The organism is Paraburkholderia sp. BL17N1 (assembly GCF_003634175.1).
Lineage (GTDB): Bacteria > Pseudomonadota > Gammaproteobacteria > Burkholderiales > Burkholderiaceae > Paraburkholderia.
Genome location: NZ_RBIW01000003.1, coordinates 46,310 through 61,093 on the forward strand (window position 1 = coordinate 46,310; position 14,784 = coordinate 61,093).

15 protein-coding genes and 1 pseudogene are annotated in these 14,784 nt (G+C 59.8%); 7 read left to right on the plus strand and 9 right to left on the minus strand.

The genetic code is table 11. From position 1 onward, the window contains the following. The first annotated feature begins 8 nt into the window (after nt 1-8). From B0G82_RS35980 to B0G82_RS35990, 3 genes are all read left to right on the plus strand, one after another. Entirely contained in the window at nt 9-1,361 is a 1,353-nt protein-coding gene (locus B0G82_RS35980) for an epoxide hydrolase family protein (RefSeq protein WP_121311105.1), read from the plus strand. A 172-nt stretch (nt 1,362-1,533) separates the two neighbouring features. Further along, complete coding sequence (locus tag B0G82_RS35985) at nt 1,534-1,746, plus strand: hypothetical protein (RefSeq protein ID WP_121311106.1); 213 nt, start codon at nt 1,534-1,536, stop codon at nt 1,744-1,746. Continuing rightward, nucleotides 1,746-2,144: a hypothetical protein gene (locus B0G82_RS35990; protein ID WP_236597770.1), complete on the plus strand. Its 399-nt coding sequence runs from the start codon at nt 1,746-1,748 to the stop codon at nt 2,142-2,144. The genes B0G82_RS35985 and B0G82_RS35990 overlap by 1 nt, the downstream gene beginning before the upstream one ends. Nucleotides 2,145-2,193: 49 nt before the next feature. Here the strand turns inward: B0G82_RS35990 and B0G82_RS35995 are convergent, their stop codons facing one another. From B0G82_RS35995 to B0G82_RS36005, 3 genes are all read right to left on the minus strand, one after another. Continuing rightward, nucleotides 2,194-3,162, minus strand: a complete 969-nt coding sequence (locus tag B0G82_RS35995) for an AraC family transcriptional regulator (RefSeq protein WP_121311108.1) — start codon at nt 3,160-3,162, stop codon at nt 2,194-2,196. Nucleotides 3,163-3,659: 497 nt separating this feature from the next. Next, nucleotides 3,660-4,196, minus strand: coding sequence for a carboxymuconolactone decarboxylase family protein (locus B0G82_RS36000; protein WP_121311109.1), 537 nt, complete (start codon nt 4,194-4,196; stop codon nt 3,660-3,662). Between the two features lie 242 nt (nt 4,197-4,438). Next, nucleotides 4,439-5,476, minus strand: a complete 1,038-nt coding sequence (locus tag B0G82_RS36005) for a helix-turn-helix domain-containing protein (RefSeq protein ID WP_121311110.1) — start codon at nt 5,474-5,476, stop codon at nt 4,439-4,441. A gap of 153 nt (nt 5,477-5,629) precedes the next feature. Here B0G82_RS36005 and B0G82_RS36010 point away from each other — a divergent pair, with 153 nt between their 5' ends. Continuing rightward, on the plus strand, nt 5,630-5,821 hold the full coding sequence (locus tag B0G82_RS36010) for a hypothetical protein (RefSeq protein WP_121311111.1): 192 nt from the start codon (nt 5,630-5,632) through the stop codon (nt 5,819-5,821). 930 nt (nt 5,822-6,751) lie between these two features. Here the strand turns inward: B0G82_RS36010 and B0G82_RS36015 are convergent. Next, nucleotides 6,752-7,366: a tyrosine-type recombinase/integrase gene (locus B0G82_RS36015; RefSeq protein WP_116149543.1), complete on the minus strand. Its 615-nt coding sequence runs from the start codon at nt 7,364-7,366 to the stop codon at nt 6,752-6,754. Between the two features lie 160 nt (nt 7,367-7,526). Between B0G82_RS36015 and B0G82_RS36020 the strand changes: the two are divergent. The 3 genes and pseudogenes from B0G82_RS36020 to B0G82_RS36030 all read left to right on the plus strand — a co-directional run. After that, nucleotides 7,527-8,240, plus strand: a pseudogene (locus B0G82_RS36020) (aldehyde dehydrogenase family protein); the annotation flags it as partial. Between the two features lie 328 nt (nt 8,241-8,568). After that, nucleotides 8,569-8,841, plus strand: coding sequence for a hypothetical protein (locus B0G82_RS36025; protein ID WP_106307971.1), 273 nt, complete (start codon nt 8,569-8,571; stop codon nt 8,839-8,841). Between the two features lie 296 nt (nt 8,842-9,137). Then, entirely contained in the window at nt 9,138-9,533 is a 396-nt protein-coding gene (locus tag B0G82_RS36030; RefSeq protein ID WP_116149541.1) for a hypothetical protein, read from the plus strand. Nucleotides 9,534-9,914: 381 nt separating this feature from the next. Here B0G82_RS36030 and B0G82_RS36035 read toward each other — a convergent pair whose 3' ends face one another. The 5 genes from B0G82_RS36035 to B0G82_RS36055 form a co-directional block, all read right to left on the minus strand. Next, nucleotides 9,915-10,682, minus strand: a complete 768-nt coding sequence (locus B0G82_RS36035) for an energy transducer TonB (RefSeq protein WP_241975087.1) — start codon at nt 10,680-10,682, stop codon at nt 9,915-9,917. After that, nucleotides 10,663-11,061: a biopolymer transporter ExbD gene (locus B0G82_RS36040; protein ID WP_116120352.1), complete on the minus strand. Its 399-nt coding sequence runs from the start codon at nt 11,059-11,061 to the stop codon at nt 10,663-10,665. Before B0G82_RS36040 ends, B0G82_RS36035 begins: the two co-directional genes overlap by 20 nt. Continuing rightward, complete coding sequence (locus tag B0G82_RS36045) at nt 11,058-11,702, minus strand: MotA/TolQ/ExbB proton channel family protein (RefSeq protein WP_116120350.1); 645 nt, start codon at nt 11,700-11,702, stop codon at nt 11,058-11,060. Before B0G82_RS36045 ends, B0G82_RS36040 begins: the two co-directional genes overlap by 4 nt. A gap of 22 nt (nt 11,703-11,724) precedes the next feature. Further along, on the minus strand, nt 11,725-14,073 hold the full coding sequence (locus tag B0G82_RS36050) for a TonB-dependent receptor (protein WP_121311112.1): 2,349 nt from the start codon (nt 14,071-14,073) through the stop codon (nt 11,725-11,727). Between the two features lie 196 nt (nt 14,074-14,269). Further along, nucleotides 14,270-14,728: a transcriptional repressor gene (locus tag B0G82_RS36055; RefSeq protein ID WP_121311113.1), complete on the minus strand. Its 459-nt coding sequence runs from the start codon at nt 14,726-14,728 to the stop codon at nt 14,270-14,272. Nucleotides 14,729-14,784 lie beyond the last annotated feature (56 nt).

The window sequence follows — 14,784 nt, forward strand, 5'->3', positions numbered from 1 at the left end:
GAAAAATTATGTCAGACAAGATACTTCCCCCATCGCTTTCCCGGCGCCGCTTCGTGAGTGTGGCCGCGGCGGCCGTCGCTGCAGGCTCATTTAGCCGACTTGCTTTCGCAGACACGAATCAGGCCATTACTGATGCCGCCCAGGCAGGCAGTGGCGACAAGTCCGCGATTCGTCCGCTGCGAATTCATGCACCTGAATCTGAACTCGTCGATTTGCGGCGACGCATCAAGGCAACGAGATGGCCGGATCGCGAGACGGTCAGCGACGATTCACAAGGCGTCCCGCTCGCGCTGATGCGAGAACTCGCCCATCGCTGGTCTACCGATTACGACTGGCGCAAGGTCGAAGCGAAATTGAATTCGCTGCCAAATTTCGTGACAGAGATCGACGGCGTGGACATCCATTTCATCCACGTGCGCTCGAAACATGAAAACGCGATGCCGCTCGTGGTGACGCACGGCTGGCCGGGTTCGGTCATCGAGCAACTGAAGATCATCGATCCGCTGACCAATCCGACGGCCTATGGGGCGAGCGCGTCGGACGCCTTCCATCTGGTGATTCCGTCATTGCCCGGTTATGGTTTCTCCGGCAAACCGAGGGAACTGGGTTGGGGGCCGGAGCGGACGGCGCGTGCGTGGGTGACGCTAATGAAACGCGTGGGCTATCCGAAATTCGCCGCGCAAGGCGGCGATCTGGGCGGCATTCTCGCGAACGTGATGGCCAAGCAGGCGCCGCCCGAGTTGATCGGCATTCACGTCAACTTTCCGGCGACGGTTCCGGCGGATATCGCCAAAGCGCTGCAAGTCAACGCACCTGCGCCGGCCGGACTCTCCGCAGAGGAAAAACTCGCATACGACCAACTGAGCGCGCTGTCAAAGAAGCGTGCGTACGCTCTCGAACAGGGTACTCGCCCGCAAACGCTATACGGACTCGCGGACTCGCCGATTGCGCTCGCCAGCTGGCTTGTCGATCACCCCGACGGCTACGGACAACCGGCAGCATCGATGACGTCGGCGGTACTTGGACGAACAGTTAACGGACATTCGGCAGGCGACCTGACACTGACCGACGTGCTCGATGACATCACGCTCTACTGGCTGACCAACACGGGCGTTTCGGCCGCGCGGTTCTATTGGGAATCGCACACCAATTTTTATGCCGCCGCTGATGTGTCCGTTCCGGCCGCCATCAGTGCGTTTCCCGGTGAAAACTATCAGGCGCCGCGCGGCTGGACCGAGCAGGCATATCACAACCTTATCTATTACAACCGGCCTGAGAAAGGCGGGCACTTCGCGGCATGGGAGCAACCGCTTCTGTTTGCGCAGGAGGTCCGCGCGGGATTGCGACCGCTGCGCGGGTAGCGGACGGAAGGTGACTTCGTGGATCTGTCAGCGGCCTTGGAAAGCGGGAAAAGGGCATCGGCTGCATCGACGCAGTCGCCGCTAATGCGCGTTCCAGTTTTTACGATGTCAGCCTATCCGCGGCCGTTGGCTCGGGCATGAGCAATTCACCAGTGAGGATTTGCAATGAAGAATGCACCAGATGGCGTACGCGAACACCAATTGCACGACCAGACCGGCCGCGCGACTGACGATCGTGCTTGCCGCCGTCGAACCGGAGGATCAGCCGCTCACGTCGCGGCACCCGGACGTCCTCGATTACTTCCACGCGCGTGGGCTTGCTACTACTAAACATCGTGGTCAACTGGCCGAAGGTTCCGCCTACATGCCGATGGTGGAGGTTTGATGAAACGCCTTTTTCTTAACCTGGTAACAGCCTCAGTGCTGTTCTCATCTGCTGGAGTTTCCATGTCGCAAACTACTCCGATGCCAACTACGCCAACCACGAAGATCCTGGCGATTGGTACTTTTCCACCGGGCACGGATATGCAACTTGTCCAGCACACTCTTCCGAACGAAGTTCGCGAGACGGCGCAGCTCTACCTCGAGGGCAAGATTGACCAGTGGTATTCATTGCAAGACCGGGCTGGCGTAGCGTTCATCCTGAACGTTACGGACGTAGATCAAGCACATGAAATGCTTGAGGCACTACCCTTGGGGAAAGCGCACTTAATGACATTCTCGCTCTTTCCAATAGGCCCATTGAAGCCGTTAAGTAAGCTATTGAACCCTGCTCCCCAGTAGAAAGCGCCAGAGCGTAGTCCGCCGCCTGAACGGCGGCGTGGGCAAGTGTCTACGAAACAGACATATTGCCGCCCGCGGCGCGGTAGCGCGCTGGAGTAACGCCGATAAGTCGCTTGAAAATACGCTGGAATGCCGCATCCGACTGATAGCCGACCATCTCGCCAATCTCGGCAATGGAAAGCCCGGATTGCAACAGGGTACGGCCTGCGAGCGTCATGCGTACTTCGGTCAGCACGTCGGTGGCGGAACGGCCAATCGCTTCCTGAAACTGACGTACAAAGGTAGCCCGCGACATATTGCAGAGTGCCGCAAACTGGTCAAGCGTCCAGTCTTTCTCGGGCGATTCGAACATGGCCGACACAGCCGCCTGCAACCGTGGGCGTCCTGCCAACGCCAGCAATCCGTGCGGTGCCTGCGGGCCTGCGCTCGCAAAGCGCAAAGTCAGTGCAAACAGTGCGGCCGACAGATGGCTAACCAGCATTTCACTTCCCGGACCCTCGTCTAGTGCCTCCTCCCTCATCAGTTCGATCAGGCGGCCCAGACGCGTGCCGGCGATGCTCGCCGCTGATTGTGCAGCGCCTTTCCGGTCGTCGGGTGCGGTATTTGTTGTGCGCACGACGAGGCGGTCCGGTAGGTGGTCTCGCAGCAAGCGGTCGGGCACCGCACCCACCAGGAAACGGCCGCACAGGATGTCGGCCTTGGCTCCTGAACCTTCGTTCTCTTCAATCACAAGCGACCCATTTTGCCGTGCGATCAACGGCATCGCCGACTCTCCACTGCCATCATGAATGCGGTGAGCGCCACCAGCTGGGAAAATGATGATGTCGCCGGCAATGATCTGTTCAGGCGCGGCGCTCCCATATTCCAGCACCGCGCTTCCGGACAAGAGCACGTGATAAGGAATCTCACGAATGGCGGCAGTCTCTTGAGCGAACGCCCACGGCGCGCCCAGATGGCAACGCACATCCAGACGTCCGCTGACAGGAATGAGGGAGAGGACTCGACTTAGCAGATCCATATGAGCCGCTTGAGCAGGTTCTTGCGCCGGTCGGCAACTGGCGCTGTGAGCGCCTCGGGATTCGCTGGTTGCAACGAGAGACAAAAGATTCTACCTGAGCACCTGCATTCCCGCGCGAACGTACTGCCCTTGGCTTATTGCGCCCGCTCATGTCAAGGATGCGCTGCATGGTGACTGCAGCCGGATCGACACTCTGCGTTCCGACGATATGTTGAATGCGCCAGGCGCATGCCATCGCCCACGACAACGTATTCGATGGTCAGACCTGCCCCGTAAGTTCGCAGAGGCGAATACAGGCGATCACTTTGTATCGGGACGGGAACCCACGCCGCGTGCCAATCTCGGTGATGTCTTCGGAGCCGGGTATCGCGATGGCTGACGCCCGACACGCCAGCCGTGACCGATGGAACGCAAACATCGCAAACAGGGCGCCGAGCTGACGCCCTGCTCACCGTCGACCGGCGATTCAACCATAGTCGACGTTGCTTTGGTGACGCTTACGCGACAGCGGGAAAGTCCAACGTTGTATCGTTCACCCGATTCACGAGATTCGTGAACGTGATGGCTGCAACGGCGAGGCACACTTCGATCACCTGTTGTTCCGAGTAGCCGGCATCACGCACTGCATTCAGTTTGGCGGAGTCGACCGTTCCGGAAGTCTTCACGAGCGCATGGACGAAACTTACCAGTGCGTCGCGCTTTGCGTCACCAGTTGCGGCGCCAGCGCGGATCTGCTTCATCGCTTCCTGCGACAGACCGGCGACCTTTCCCATCAGCGTATGGGCGGCCACGCAGTAATCACAACCAGAAGCCTCGCTGACAGCAAGCTTGATGGTTTCGATATCCGCTTCCTTGAGGCTGCCGCTGCTGATTACGCCGTCCAGTGACAACAAGGCGCTGAGGGCAGCCGGGCTGTGGGTGCCAATCGTGGCGAAAGCGTTCGGCACCTTGCCGACTGCTTTTTTGATCTGCGAGAAAATTTCGGCAGTTACGCCGGTAGCGGCTTGGGGATTAATCGTAGTAAGACGGGACATTGCTGACTCCTTGAAGCTGGGTTGATTGGCTAGCCATGTCGTATGGCATGGGAGTCAGTGTAGAGAGGGCGGCGGCGTTCATGAATGCCGCCGCCGCGCAGATTTATGCTTGAAAGGCTCAACGATATCTGACCTGCTGCGGACGAGCCGCAGCTTCGGGGGCGAGTTCTGGTGTATCAAACAAGGTTGCGGAATGGATAAAATGACGCGGGCGCTCGCGTGTTGTGCCGAGAGACGCCGCCTCAGCCGCGTTTGCTGCCTTGCTCGCCTTCCACCTGTGCCGCTACGGCCCGCGAAAACCGCATTTGATATTCGCTCGGAGACAACCCGGTCTTGCGCTTGAACAATTGCCTGAATGTGCTGATATCGCCGTAACCGACACGTTGGCTTACCGCCTCGAGCCCAATGGGCCGCGTCTCCAATAAACGCTTCGCGACCTCGATACGCAAATTCTGTAGGTACGTCAAAGGTGCGAGACCGACGGCCTCCTTGAAACGGCGATTGAGTGTGCGTTCGCTGACCGCAAGCGATGCAGCCAGATCGCTTAACCGGAATCCCTGTTGCAGTGTCGCCTCCATCTGCTGCTGAGCGCGCGCAACGAGCGTGTCGCTATGTCCGTGGTCGTGAAGAAGCGTTGCAAAGGACGCCTGCGAAGTCCGGTTCATGTCGATCAACAGCGCTTTCGCGGTCATCGTGGCGAGTTCTTCGCTGGCGAGTGTTTCGACGAGTTGCACCGCGAGATTCAAATACGACGTCACGGAACCGCCCGAGATGATGCCGTCTTGCGCGACAAGCACTTCCTGTGCACGAACTTCGACACGCGGATAGCGACGCGCGAAGTCCGCAGCTCTCGCCCAGTGGGTTGTAGCTGCGCGGCCATCCAGCAGGCCGGCCTCCGCAAGCAGATAATTGGCCGTGCAGTAAGCCGCCAGCACTGCCCCTGCCTTGCGTTGGCGCCTCAGCGCCGAAGTCAGCTCGTTCAATTGCCCGCGGTCCCCGATGAACTCGTCGATATTCGAGAAAAACGGTGCCGTCAGCAGAATGGCGTCCGCGCGTTTGCGTGGGTCGATCTTGCCGTCGACCTGAATGGTCTGGCCCGAGGCAGCCTTGACAGGTTGCCCATCAAGGGATTCGACGCGCCATACAAATTTGGGCGCGAGTGCCGTGCCCGTCGCAGCCTTGCGCGCATGAAACTGATTGGCCGCGCTGAAGACGTCAACCGGGCCTGCGACGCCGGACGCGAGGATTCCGTCATAGACCCAGATGCGGATGATGGCCATTTCTCGCGTCTGAAATTGCTTGAGAAAAGGTGATTCTGTCATTTTCACCCGCGCGAGTAAATCCTGATTATGGGCACATCCAATAAGCTGAAAGCAGGGACAGCGCCACACCTGTGATCAATGCAAATTAATGCACTGTGACACGAAACCGCAGTGACGCCCAACGCCGAAACGCGACTCGACAAGGAACTGACGGACATCCTCATCACGGCGGAAGGCTACGGTTCAGCCAGCCCGATTGCTCAGCACGTGGCTGGATCCAGCCTCATCGCCACGCTGCGATCTATGCAGGGGCGAACGCGCAACGACAATCCGGTTTCGGTCGGTGCTGACCGCTCAACATGACCTGTTCGCTTTGCGCCACCCGATGACCACGGCGAGGATGCGGCGTCTAACGAGACTCGTCGATCTGTATCGTGTGCTCGTGCTCCTGAACGGGAAGCCATTGAGACTTAGACTCCGGACGGAGCTTGTGCCCAAGCCGAAGATGCGTAAGTGCAGTGCGTCCGATGCACATCGGAAGCAGCCATTGAAGCCACGATGGCCTGAACGGCCGCTCCGGGTCGGGAGTGTGAGTTCACTGAGGCAGGAAGCTGCCGCCCGGCGGTTCGATGCCGCCACCGTCGGCAATCCGTCCCACTGCCGACGTAGAACCCGGTCCTCTCCAACGTCGGCAATGGCCGATGCGCGAGCGTCCGTCCTCTACGATTGGATGGCCGGTTACAGTGGTGGAGCCGACGCCTGAACGTCCGGCAGGCGACGCATGCGAACGACACCTCTTGGCCGACTGTACTCATCCACAGATGTTGCTTGCGAGCAGCCGTCGAAGATTTCAACGGCTGCTCTACACCACCTTCATTGAACTGGCGTTCACAGCCAGCTTCTGACGTTCATCGCGCCGTCACGCGGACATTCGAAGGTCAGTTTCACGGCTGGAAGCGGCCCTTCGTTTGTCTCTCTCCTCGGGGTCTACGAAGGGCGGTAGATGCTGGTAATTGACTTTTCAAGCTGTGACAGGCCGGTCACATAAAACCAGGGAGCTCGCCGCAGCCTTCAAACCACGCACGAGGCGCATGGCTGTTGGCACTTCGACGTGCGGTACAACAAGCATCAGGAGTGAATCAGGGCCTGCTGCCCACGTTCGAAGACAGACGTCAATGACCGTCACAGCGTGATCGGCCACCTGCCGCTCCTGGCCTCGAGCGGTGATGCTGCTGCCCATCACGAAATGCGGCCGCAGAGACAAACTGCGTATCGTACGGCCGCGGCCTGTTCTTAGATCTCTGTTTGCTCCGAGATCTCGAGCGCATCGTCGACCTCTATACCGAGATATCGAACAGTGCTTTCAAGTTTGCTATGACCAAGCAGGAGTTGAACAGCTCTGAGATTTTTCGTCCGCTTATAAATCAAGGTCGCTTTCGTCCGGCGCATCGTGTGCGTGCCGTAAGCGGTCGGATCAAGGCCGATCGCCGCCACCCACTGATGCACCATGCGGGCGTATTGTCGCGTTGATATATGTGGAAACCGAGAAAGGCGGCTCGGGAAAAGATACCCGTCAGACCTCAGCCCGGCCTTCTCGATCCATGCAGCGACTGCAGCGCGAGCCGGCTCTGTGACCTCAAACTGAACGGGTCGTTTGGTTTTTCGCTGCATTATCATCGCACGCGGCAAAATCTGATTGCCGTGGGTTACGTCGCGTACATGCAAGTTGACGAGATCGCACCCGCGCAGCTTGCTGTCGATCGCAAGATTGAATAACGCCAGATCGCGAATCGCGTGCGCGTTCTGGAGGTGAATCCGGATTGCCCAGACGTCTTTCGGTTTCAGCGGCGGCTTCTGACCGATCAACTTGTCTTTGTTCCAGGGCTCACGGCTTTGATTGCTTCCCATGACAGACTCCCCTTGAGTTGATGGGAGTTACATTGTCTCGCGGTGTCCGCTCAAGCAGTCTCTTGATCCGAATCGGCCATAACCGACGGTCGACAGTCGAGCAGCGTGCGACGGTGGAAGGCTGGCTATGCTGACATTCGCAGATAGGTGCCGCGGGTCTGTGGCGAAACTGCCGTTCACCGGCCCTGCGGCAGTCGGCAAGACGAATCTGCATGCCGGCGCCGATACGTTGCAACGCGTGACGCTATAAACTCGGCGGCAAGTCGCCGGTGGCCGTGCTCGACGATACGAACTTCGACCACGTGACGCCGCTTGCGATTCAGGCCGGCTTCATGAACAGCGGCCAGGCCTGAATCGCGGGCACGCGCATGCGTGCCTCAACAGCGGCTCGCGGAATTCGGGCGCGGGTGCGGGAAGTCGCGCGCACACAGTCCGGGCGATTCACGCGATTCGCAAACGAGCGTCGGCCTGATGCCGCCAGAAGCAGTGGGGCGCGTGCATCGCTACATCCGCATCGGAGTCGACGAATAAGCGCGCCTGATCGCGGGCGACGAAGGCCGGCCGGATGGCGTCGACACTGGATGGTTCATCTGCCCGTGTTCAGCGACGTGACGAACGACATGATGATCGCTCGCGAAGAGATTTTCGGCGCGCTGCTGTCGATCATCACGTACCGTGATGCTGACGATGCGATCACCATCGCCAGCGACATGAACTGCGGCTCGCAGGCGTACGCGTTCTCGGCGGATGAAAAGCGCGCACGCGAGGCCGCGCCGTTTGGCGGCTTCAAGCAATCCGGTATCGGCCGCGAATACGGTACGTTTTGGGCTGGAGGGCGTTTCTTGAGCCGAAGGCCGTTCTTGCTGCACTTTGATTGCGCAACCCTAGCGTTCGATCGCACGTCCCGCAGGCGGACGATCCGGGACGACCTTTGTTGCGGGGCAAGCGGGCTTAAGCGGGGTCGCCAGACCAAGGATTCAACACTTGCACGCGTGCAGGGGCAGCCAATGCGGACCGCCGGACATTCCCTTGGGGAGGGTGTGGCGCATGCGCCAACTGGTGCTATCACACCTCCGTCGCACTCAGGCGTCGCTGTGCCGTTTATGCAACATGTGTCGCGCTGGCGTTTTTTGACAGACAGTCGTTCCAGACTTTGATAGCCTTTGTCGTGGCCGGGCACCCGACGACAGGAGGGCTTCACCATGCTGCGATGGCTTGCAAACTGGGCTTCACATCACGCGCCCACTCCCGAGAAACAGGCGGAACGTGCACTTAATGACCTGCGCATGGAACTGTTCCAGGCCGAGCAGCACGTGCTCGATGCACAGCTACGCGTTGATTACTATCGGGCCCGGCTGACCTTTCTGGAGGAGGTGGCCAGTAAAGGCATCGAGCAGGTCTCCGACGAGCGCAAAGGCCTGCAGGAACCGTCGCCGGCATTGAGGCCCGGACTGAAACTGACCGCGGCGCAATAGTGTCCCGGCTCGCACCGCTGCGCGTTGTGCTCAGGATGCGAAAACAAGCCTCTGTAGCAGACTGCATTGGCGGGGTCGTGGCGGCGCAGCGGTCAGCACGATCGATGCTCCCGACGGGAAGTGCGTTCACACGCGCGGTGGCGAAGAACGGTTCAACGCCATCGTCCAGCGCATTCAATGCGCATCCAATGCAGACGAACCCCATGCAGACTGAGCAGTGAGACCTGACCATCCGTCAATCGGCACCAGGTGGCACCCATCACCGCGGCGGCCAGTTGTCGCCGCACGTCCCGACCATGCGCCACCTGGTGGCCGGTTACAGATCCGAAACGTCGTTCGACATGTTACTCCCTGAGAAGCTCGATGATGAGGCACGCGCTGAACTCCTCTGCTACCTGGTGATTGGGGAGCTTGTCGCAATGGCGCGAACCGGCAGCTGGTTACGCACTGATCACCTGGTCGAGTCTTCGCGTATCTGGCTGAAAGCGAATGGAGCGACATGTCATTGGGAGGATCGGATTGCGCTGGCGGCCGCTGCCGCCGAACTGGCGCCGAGCGTCCTTCAGATATTCCCGCTAACTACGGAACGTTCGCTCGCGCCGCTCTTCGCCGACGGATGGAGGCTCGACTACCGGTCGCCGATCGTTTGCGATATTCACCAGATCTGCGCCAGCTTCGTTGCGCAAAAGTAGCGCACTGCACCGAGCAAGTTCCGGTTTTACCATGCAAGACGTGCTGTCCCGCGCCAGTCAACTTAGGGTCGGCTGCGGATAGCCATTGCTTACACCCCATGCGAGTTGAAAGTTTGCCCTCCAATTTCCCGGTGCGTCCACGGCCTGCCGTTCGGTGAGCAGAGAGGCCTGTCGTTGGACCGCCTGCAGCTTCCTGACCCGACGAACGAACTACCCGCACAATTCGGCCGGAGCCGACGTTCGTCCATTCACTTCGCTATGGCCGTTCACCGTGCTCGTTCGGCCGTTCGCATAGCAGAGTCGCCTGCTGCGCACGCACACCGACCCCTGGTCGGCCTCGAAGCCGGTCGCCTCGCGCTACTGCCGGAGAGCCGCTGTGCATCAACTCACGTTAAAGTGCACGCGAATGTCTTGCCGGGTTTCAACCGGGCGTCCGTCTTGCATTGCGGGAAAAAAACGCCAGCTTCGCAAGGTCTCGAGAACAATCTGATTGAGACGCGGGTACTGCGTAGGCTTGATAAGTTCGACCGCGACGGATCCGTCCGTATGGATGACGAGGCGGGCTGTGGCGACCGTCTGGTAGGCCTGCTCCCGCAATTCGTCGGGAACCGGGGGCAGCGGCTGCGCGATTGCCCGCGCGGGTGAGTTGCCGGTAGGCGAACCCGCAGATGTCTCCTGAGTGCCTGGCGCACCGATGGCAGGCGACGGCGATGATAGCGCCGCGGTCGCCGTCTGTCCCGGCGAACCGGTCTCGGGCTTCGCGACCGGCGCGGATTCCGGGGCGTGCATCGTCAGGGGAGCCTTCGCAGCAGGCATCGGCGTGCGAACTGGCAGCGTGGGGGTATGTGCTGGATTGAGTGACGGTTGTTTTGGTGGGGCGACCGTGTGCAGCTCAGTGCTCGCCTGTGATGAGCGTGTTCTGACCATGGGCGGCGTTGGACCGGGTTCTGGTACGTCAACGACGCTCACCTCCAACGGCTGCTGCAGCACCCGCTCGCGTGCCGGTCCAGGATCCAGGCCGCGTCCGAGCACTACAAGAAAAAATCCCCATGCAAATGCACCCAGCGCCGCGGCAATCGTGAGCCTGACTTTCCGGTTGTCACACGCCTCGATGCGGAGTCGCGAAAGTCTACTCACGATGAACTGCAACGAGAAAATGTTCCGCGCCGGCGCGTCGGGCCGCCAGCATTGCCCGCACGACAACGCCGTGCCCCGCTGCATCATCGGCGGCGACAATGACGTCATGGTCTGGGCGCAGTGCGCGCCTTATGGCAGGCTCCACCTGATCGAGCCGAACCGGTTCGCGGTTGACAAAAATCCCGTTGCCGCGGTCGACCGTCAAAGTGGGTGGACCCTCCACCGCCATCTGTTGCGCATGACCCGATGGCAGGTTGACCTTCACGGCGTCCAGCCGTTGCATGGCGAGCGATGTCAGCATGAACGTAGCGAGCAGGAAAAACATCACATCGATCATCGGAATGATTTCGATGCGGCCGCGCTTCGCGGCACGGGAGCGACGAAACTTCACGGCGTATTACCGCCCGTTTCGGAAGCGAGGCGGATCCCGCTAAGGCGTTCATTTGCGAACGCTTCGAGTTCGTCCATCAGCCGCTCGAGGCGCCGGGAAAAGTAGTTGAAGGCGAACAGCGAGAACAATGCGACGACCAGGCCAACCGCTGTCGCCACCAGTGATTGGGCGACGCCGCCGGTGACGCCGCCCGGATTGACCAGACCGCTTGCGCCGAAGAGCTGGAACGAATGCATCATGCCCACGATCGTACCCAGCAACCCAAGCAGTGGCGCAGCGGTCACGATCGTTTCGAGTACCCAGAAGCCCCTGCTCATATCCCGCTCGATCGCTGAGGCGATCACTTCGGTCTTCGCCTCGCGATACCAGACAGGCACAGACGGCTGGCGCGCAAGCGGCTCGCTCAGGCGTCGGAAAACATGCTCCGCCGGCAGCGAATCAAATGCCTCAACGATTGCGCCGGGCGACGCGTCGGCGGTAACCGGGGCGCACAGACTTGCGCCGGGCCGGCGGGCGAAACGCGTAAAGACATATGATCGGTCAACCACAATCGCGATCGCCACGATCGCAAGCAGGCTGAGCGGGTAGATGACCCACCCGCCAAGCTGCACGGCGTCCATAAGATTCATCCAGTCTTTCATTCCAGCATCCTTTGGTCAGGCATCAAAACTTTTTGGAAATACCCGCGTACAGCGCGATGTGAGGTCCGTATTGCGGAGCGCCCACTCCAATGCCAGAGCCGTCGCGCAGCTCGTACACGCGGTTGAACGCATTCACGAGAAGCAGTCGCGCGTCGAATTTGCCAATCAGGGGATTGTTGACGTTGAAGTGCTGGATCACACCAAGGTTGACCTGTGCGTAAACCGGCAGACGATCGGTATTGGCAAAGCCGCTGCGCAGGCCACTTCCAACCAGTCCGTCAAACGTGAATGTGGTACGGCCGAGTTCGTACGTGCCGCCAAATGACGCGGTCACGCGTTGATCGTGATCGAGAAATACGTAGTGGTCACTGATGAACGCGAGTTCGTCGGCGCCGAAATTGAACTGCGCGGAATTGATATTCTTGCCCTGTGCGCGGCTGAACGCGAGATTCAGATAGGCGGAAACGTTATCCTGCTTGTAATTGGCCGTGAACTCGACACCATAGGTCCGGCCGTACTGATAGTTGAAGGGGGTAAAGATCAGCGCGGTGCCAAACTGGCCTTCGTCGAGCAGATTGGTCGACTTCTTGTAGTAGGCGTCAAGCCCGACGGTCAGCGACGGCGTCAGCCGCTGGATGACGCCCAGGTCGAAGTAGTGGCTGCGCTCGGGTTGAACCGGATCGTTCTGTCCGGACACCTGGGCTGTGGTCCCCGCAAACCGCGCGATGTCGGAGTCGGCTACGAGTTCGAACGCGGGCGGCGTGAAGTAGCGCGCGTAACCCGCGTGAACGGTGGTGGACGGCGTTAGCGCGTACACCAACCCGACGCGCGGGCTCACCTGGCTCGCGCTGACGTACTGGTCCATCTTGTCGTAGCGCAAGCCATAGTTAATGGTGAGCCTGTCGGTGAGCTTCCACTCATCCTGCACATAGGCGCTATACAGGTAGCCGGTTTTGCTGCTGGAGTCAGGAATGGTAACCGGCTGATCGGACGACTGGTTGCCCTCGGCGTCAACCGGAAAGACAGCGAGACTGTTGTCAAAGATTGCGTGTTCCTGCTGGAAAAAGATGCCCGCGCGGATCGTGTGCTTTTCGTTTAGCCGGTAGGTTGTGTCCAGTTGAACCCCATTCGCCCGATCGCTGTGAAAATCGCTTGCCGCGACACCGTTAAACAGCAGGTCGCCGACCGGGTCGGGGTTGAACTGGGTGCGTGAATAGCGGGTGAAAACGGCAAGTTGATAGTCCAGTGCCGCCCCGTTGGTTCCCTGCAGCGCTACTACGGCAAACTGGTTGAGTTCTGACTGGGTTTCATTGAGCTGGCTCGAATCGAAGCTCGTGTTGCCGTTCAGCGTAAATGCAGTGGGCAGGCCTGGCGTATTGGGAATTTCAAACTGATTGCTGGTCGTACCGAACATCACACTCACGCGCGTGAGCGGATTGATGATGTACGACATGTAACCGAAAGCGTCGCCCTGACGCGTGTGATCGTGTATCGCACTGGCGCTCGACGTCGGGTTTTCGATACCCAGATTGTTCTCGCCGAGCGAGCCGCTGAAATAGTAGCTGAAAGGCCCCTGACTGCCGAATACGTCACCGCTCGTCTTGATGGTCTGATGGCTGCCGCCAAACACATCGATGGAACCGCCATTACCGGTATCGCCCGATTTGGTCCTGATATCGACAATGCCCGCTGTGCGATAGCCATACTGGGCAGGAAGCGCGCCCGTCAGAAAATTCAGCTGGTCGATGATGCGGCTGTCGAGTGACTGCCCGAACCCGCTGATCGGCTCGGGAATGATGACACCATTGATCCGGTATTGCAGGTTTGCGTGATCGCCGCGCACGTGCAATTGGCCGTAGGAGTCGCTGGCAACCCCGGGCGCCTGCAAAAGGACCTGGTTGAGCGGCGTGTCCTGCCCTGCCGGCAGGTTGTTGATGTCGCTCTGGCTGAAGCGGTAGACGCTGCTGCCCGTTTCAGGCAACAGGTCGTTGCGTGCCCGGTTCAGCCGCTGCGCATTAACCTGCACATCGAGCGTATCGCTTTTTGAAGGTGCAATCGACACAGAGCTTTCCTGCCCCGGACTGGTAGTGGCAACGCTGCTTCCGCTGGTAAATCCGGGGGCGGAAACAACAACAGCATAAGTTCCAGGCGCGACGTGCCCGACTGTGAAATGCCCGATCGCGTCAGTGTCTCCCTCCCCGACAGACGCGCCCGCTGAATCCTGAAGAGTGACCTTGGCGTTGCCAACGGGTTGGCCTGCGCTGTCGGCGATGGTGCCGCCGACCGAAGCGTCGGCCGGGGCGGCGTGAGCGCGGGCGGCAAGCGCGAATGACCATAGCGCGGCGTGGGCGAGGCGGTGACGATGTCTCATCTTGTCAGGTATTTGTTAGGTCTACGAATCAGAAACCTCACCGCAGCAGGTAGTTGCTGCTCGGGCGACGAACTCCAGGCGTGGGCAAAGGCGAGCGGGCCGTGCTGCCGTGATGGCAACTCATGCGGGTCGCGGCGATAAACCTTGCACATCGAATGCAATGTTATATTATTACGCAACAGATTGAAACATACCGTTACTTTTTGCCGACGGTACGATCCGTCGCGAGCGCCGCGCAGTCCTCGCAGACGCCCTTGATCTCGGTTTGCTGTCCGTCCACGCGGAAGTGAGCAGTCTGTGCGGCACCGAGCAGGACCTGCTCGAGCGTTGCGTCATGCAGTGCGCGCACGGAATGGCAGCGGGTGCAGACGGCGAGGATCTCGTGGCGGCCGCCGTTCTGTTCAGTCATGCGAAAGGTGCTTGTGGTTGAGACATGACTGACCAGACCTTCCCTGATCAGAAACTGCAATGCGCGATAAACGGTAGGTGGCGCGGCATGCGGACGCTGCCGGTGTAGATCTTCGAGTAGCTCATAGGCTGTTGCAGATCCTCCGCGGGCATTCAGAAGCCCCAGCACCAGCTGTCGCAGAGGCGTGAACCGCGAGGGCTTCGCTGCTGTGTGCCTGCCGACTCTCGATGGTCGCAAATGTCGCATTAGCGGTATGTGTGGAAGTAAAAAAACAACATGAGATATGTGCAATGTTATAACAT

Excerpts from the sequence above, each read along its gene's own strand:
- B0G82_RS36025 (WP_106307971.1), top strand. The coding sequence starts at position 8,569 with ATGCTGCGATGGCTTGCAAACTGGGCTTCACATCACGCGCCCACTCCC.
- B0G82_RS36050 (WP_121311112.1), bottom strand. The coding sequence starts at position 14,073 with ATGAGACATCGTCACCGCCTCGCCCACGCCGCGCTATGGTCATTCGCG.
- B0G82_RS36055 (WP_121311113.1), bottom strand. The coding sequence starts at position 14,728 with ATGCGACATTTGCGACCATCGAGAGTCGGCAGGCACACAGCAGCGAAG.
- B0G82_RS35995 (WP_121311108.1), bottom strand. The coding sequence starts at position 3,162 with ATGGATCTGCTAAGTCGAGTCCTCTCCCTCATTCCTGTCAGCGGACGT.
- B0G82_RS36045 (WP_116120350.1), bottom strand. The coding sequence starts at position 11,702 with ATGAAAGACTGGATGAATCTTATGGACGCCGTGCAGCTTGGCGGGTGG.
- B0G82_RS36015 (WP_116149543.1), bottom strand. The coding sequence starts at position 7,366 with ATGGGAAGCAATCAAAGCCGTGAGCCCTGGAACAAAGACAAGTTGATC.
- B0G82_RS36030 (WP_116149541.1), top strand. The coding sequence starts at position 9,138 with ATGCGCCACCTGGTGGCCGGTTACAGATCCGAAACGTCGTTCGACATG.
- B0G82_RS36000 (WP_121311109.1), bottom strand. The coding sequence starts at position 4,196 with ATGTCCCGTCTTACTACGATTAATCCCCAAGCCGCTACCGGCGTAACT.
- B0G82_RS36005 (WP_121311110.1), bottom strand. The coding sequence starts at position 5,476 with ATGGCCATCATCCGCATCTGGGTCTATGACGGAATCCTCGCGTCCGGC.
- B0G82_RS35985 (WP_121311106.1), top strand. The coding sequence starts at position 1,534 with ATGCACCAGATGGCGTACGCGAACACCAATTGCACGACCAGACCGGCC.
- B0G82_RS35980 (WP_121311105.1), top strand. The coding sequence starts at position 9 with ATGTCAGACAAGATACTTCCCCCATCGCTTTCCCGGCGCCGCTTCGTG.
- B0G82_RS35990 (WP_236597770.1), top strand. The coding sequence starts at position 1,746 with ATGAAACGCCTTTTTCTTAACCTGGTAACAGCCTCAGTGCTGTTCTCA.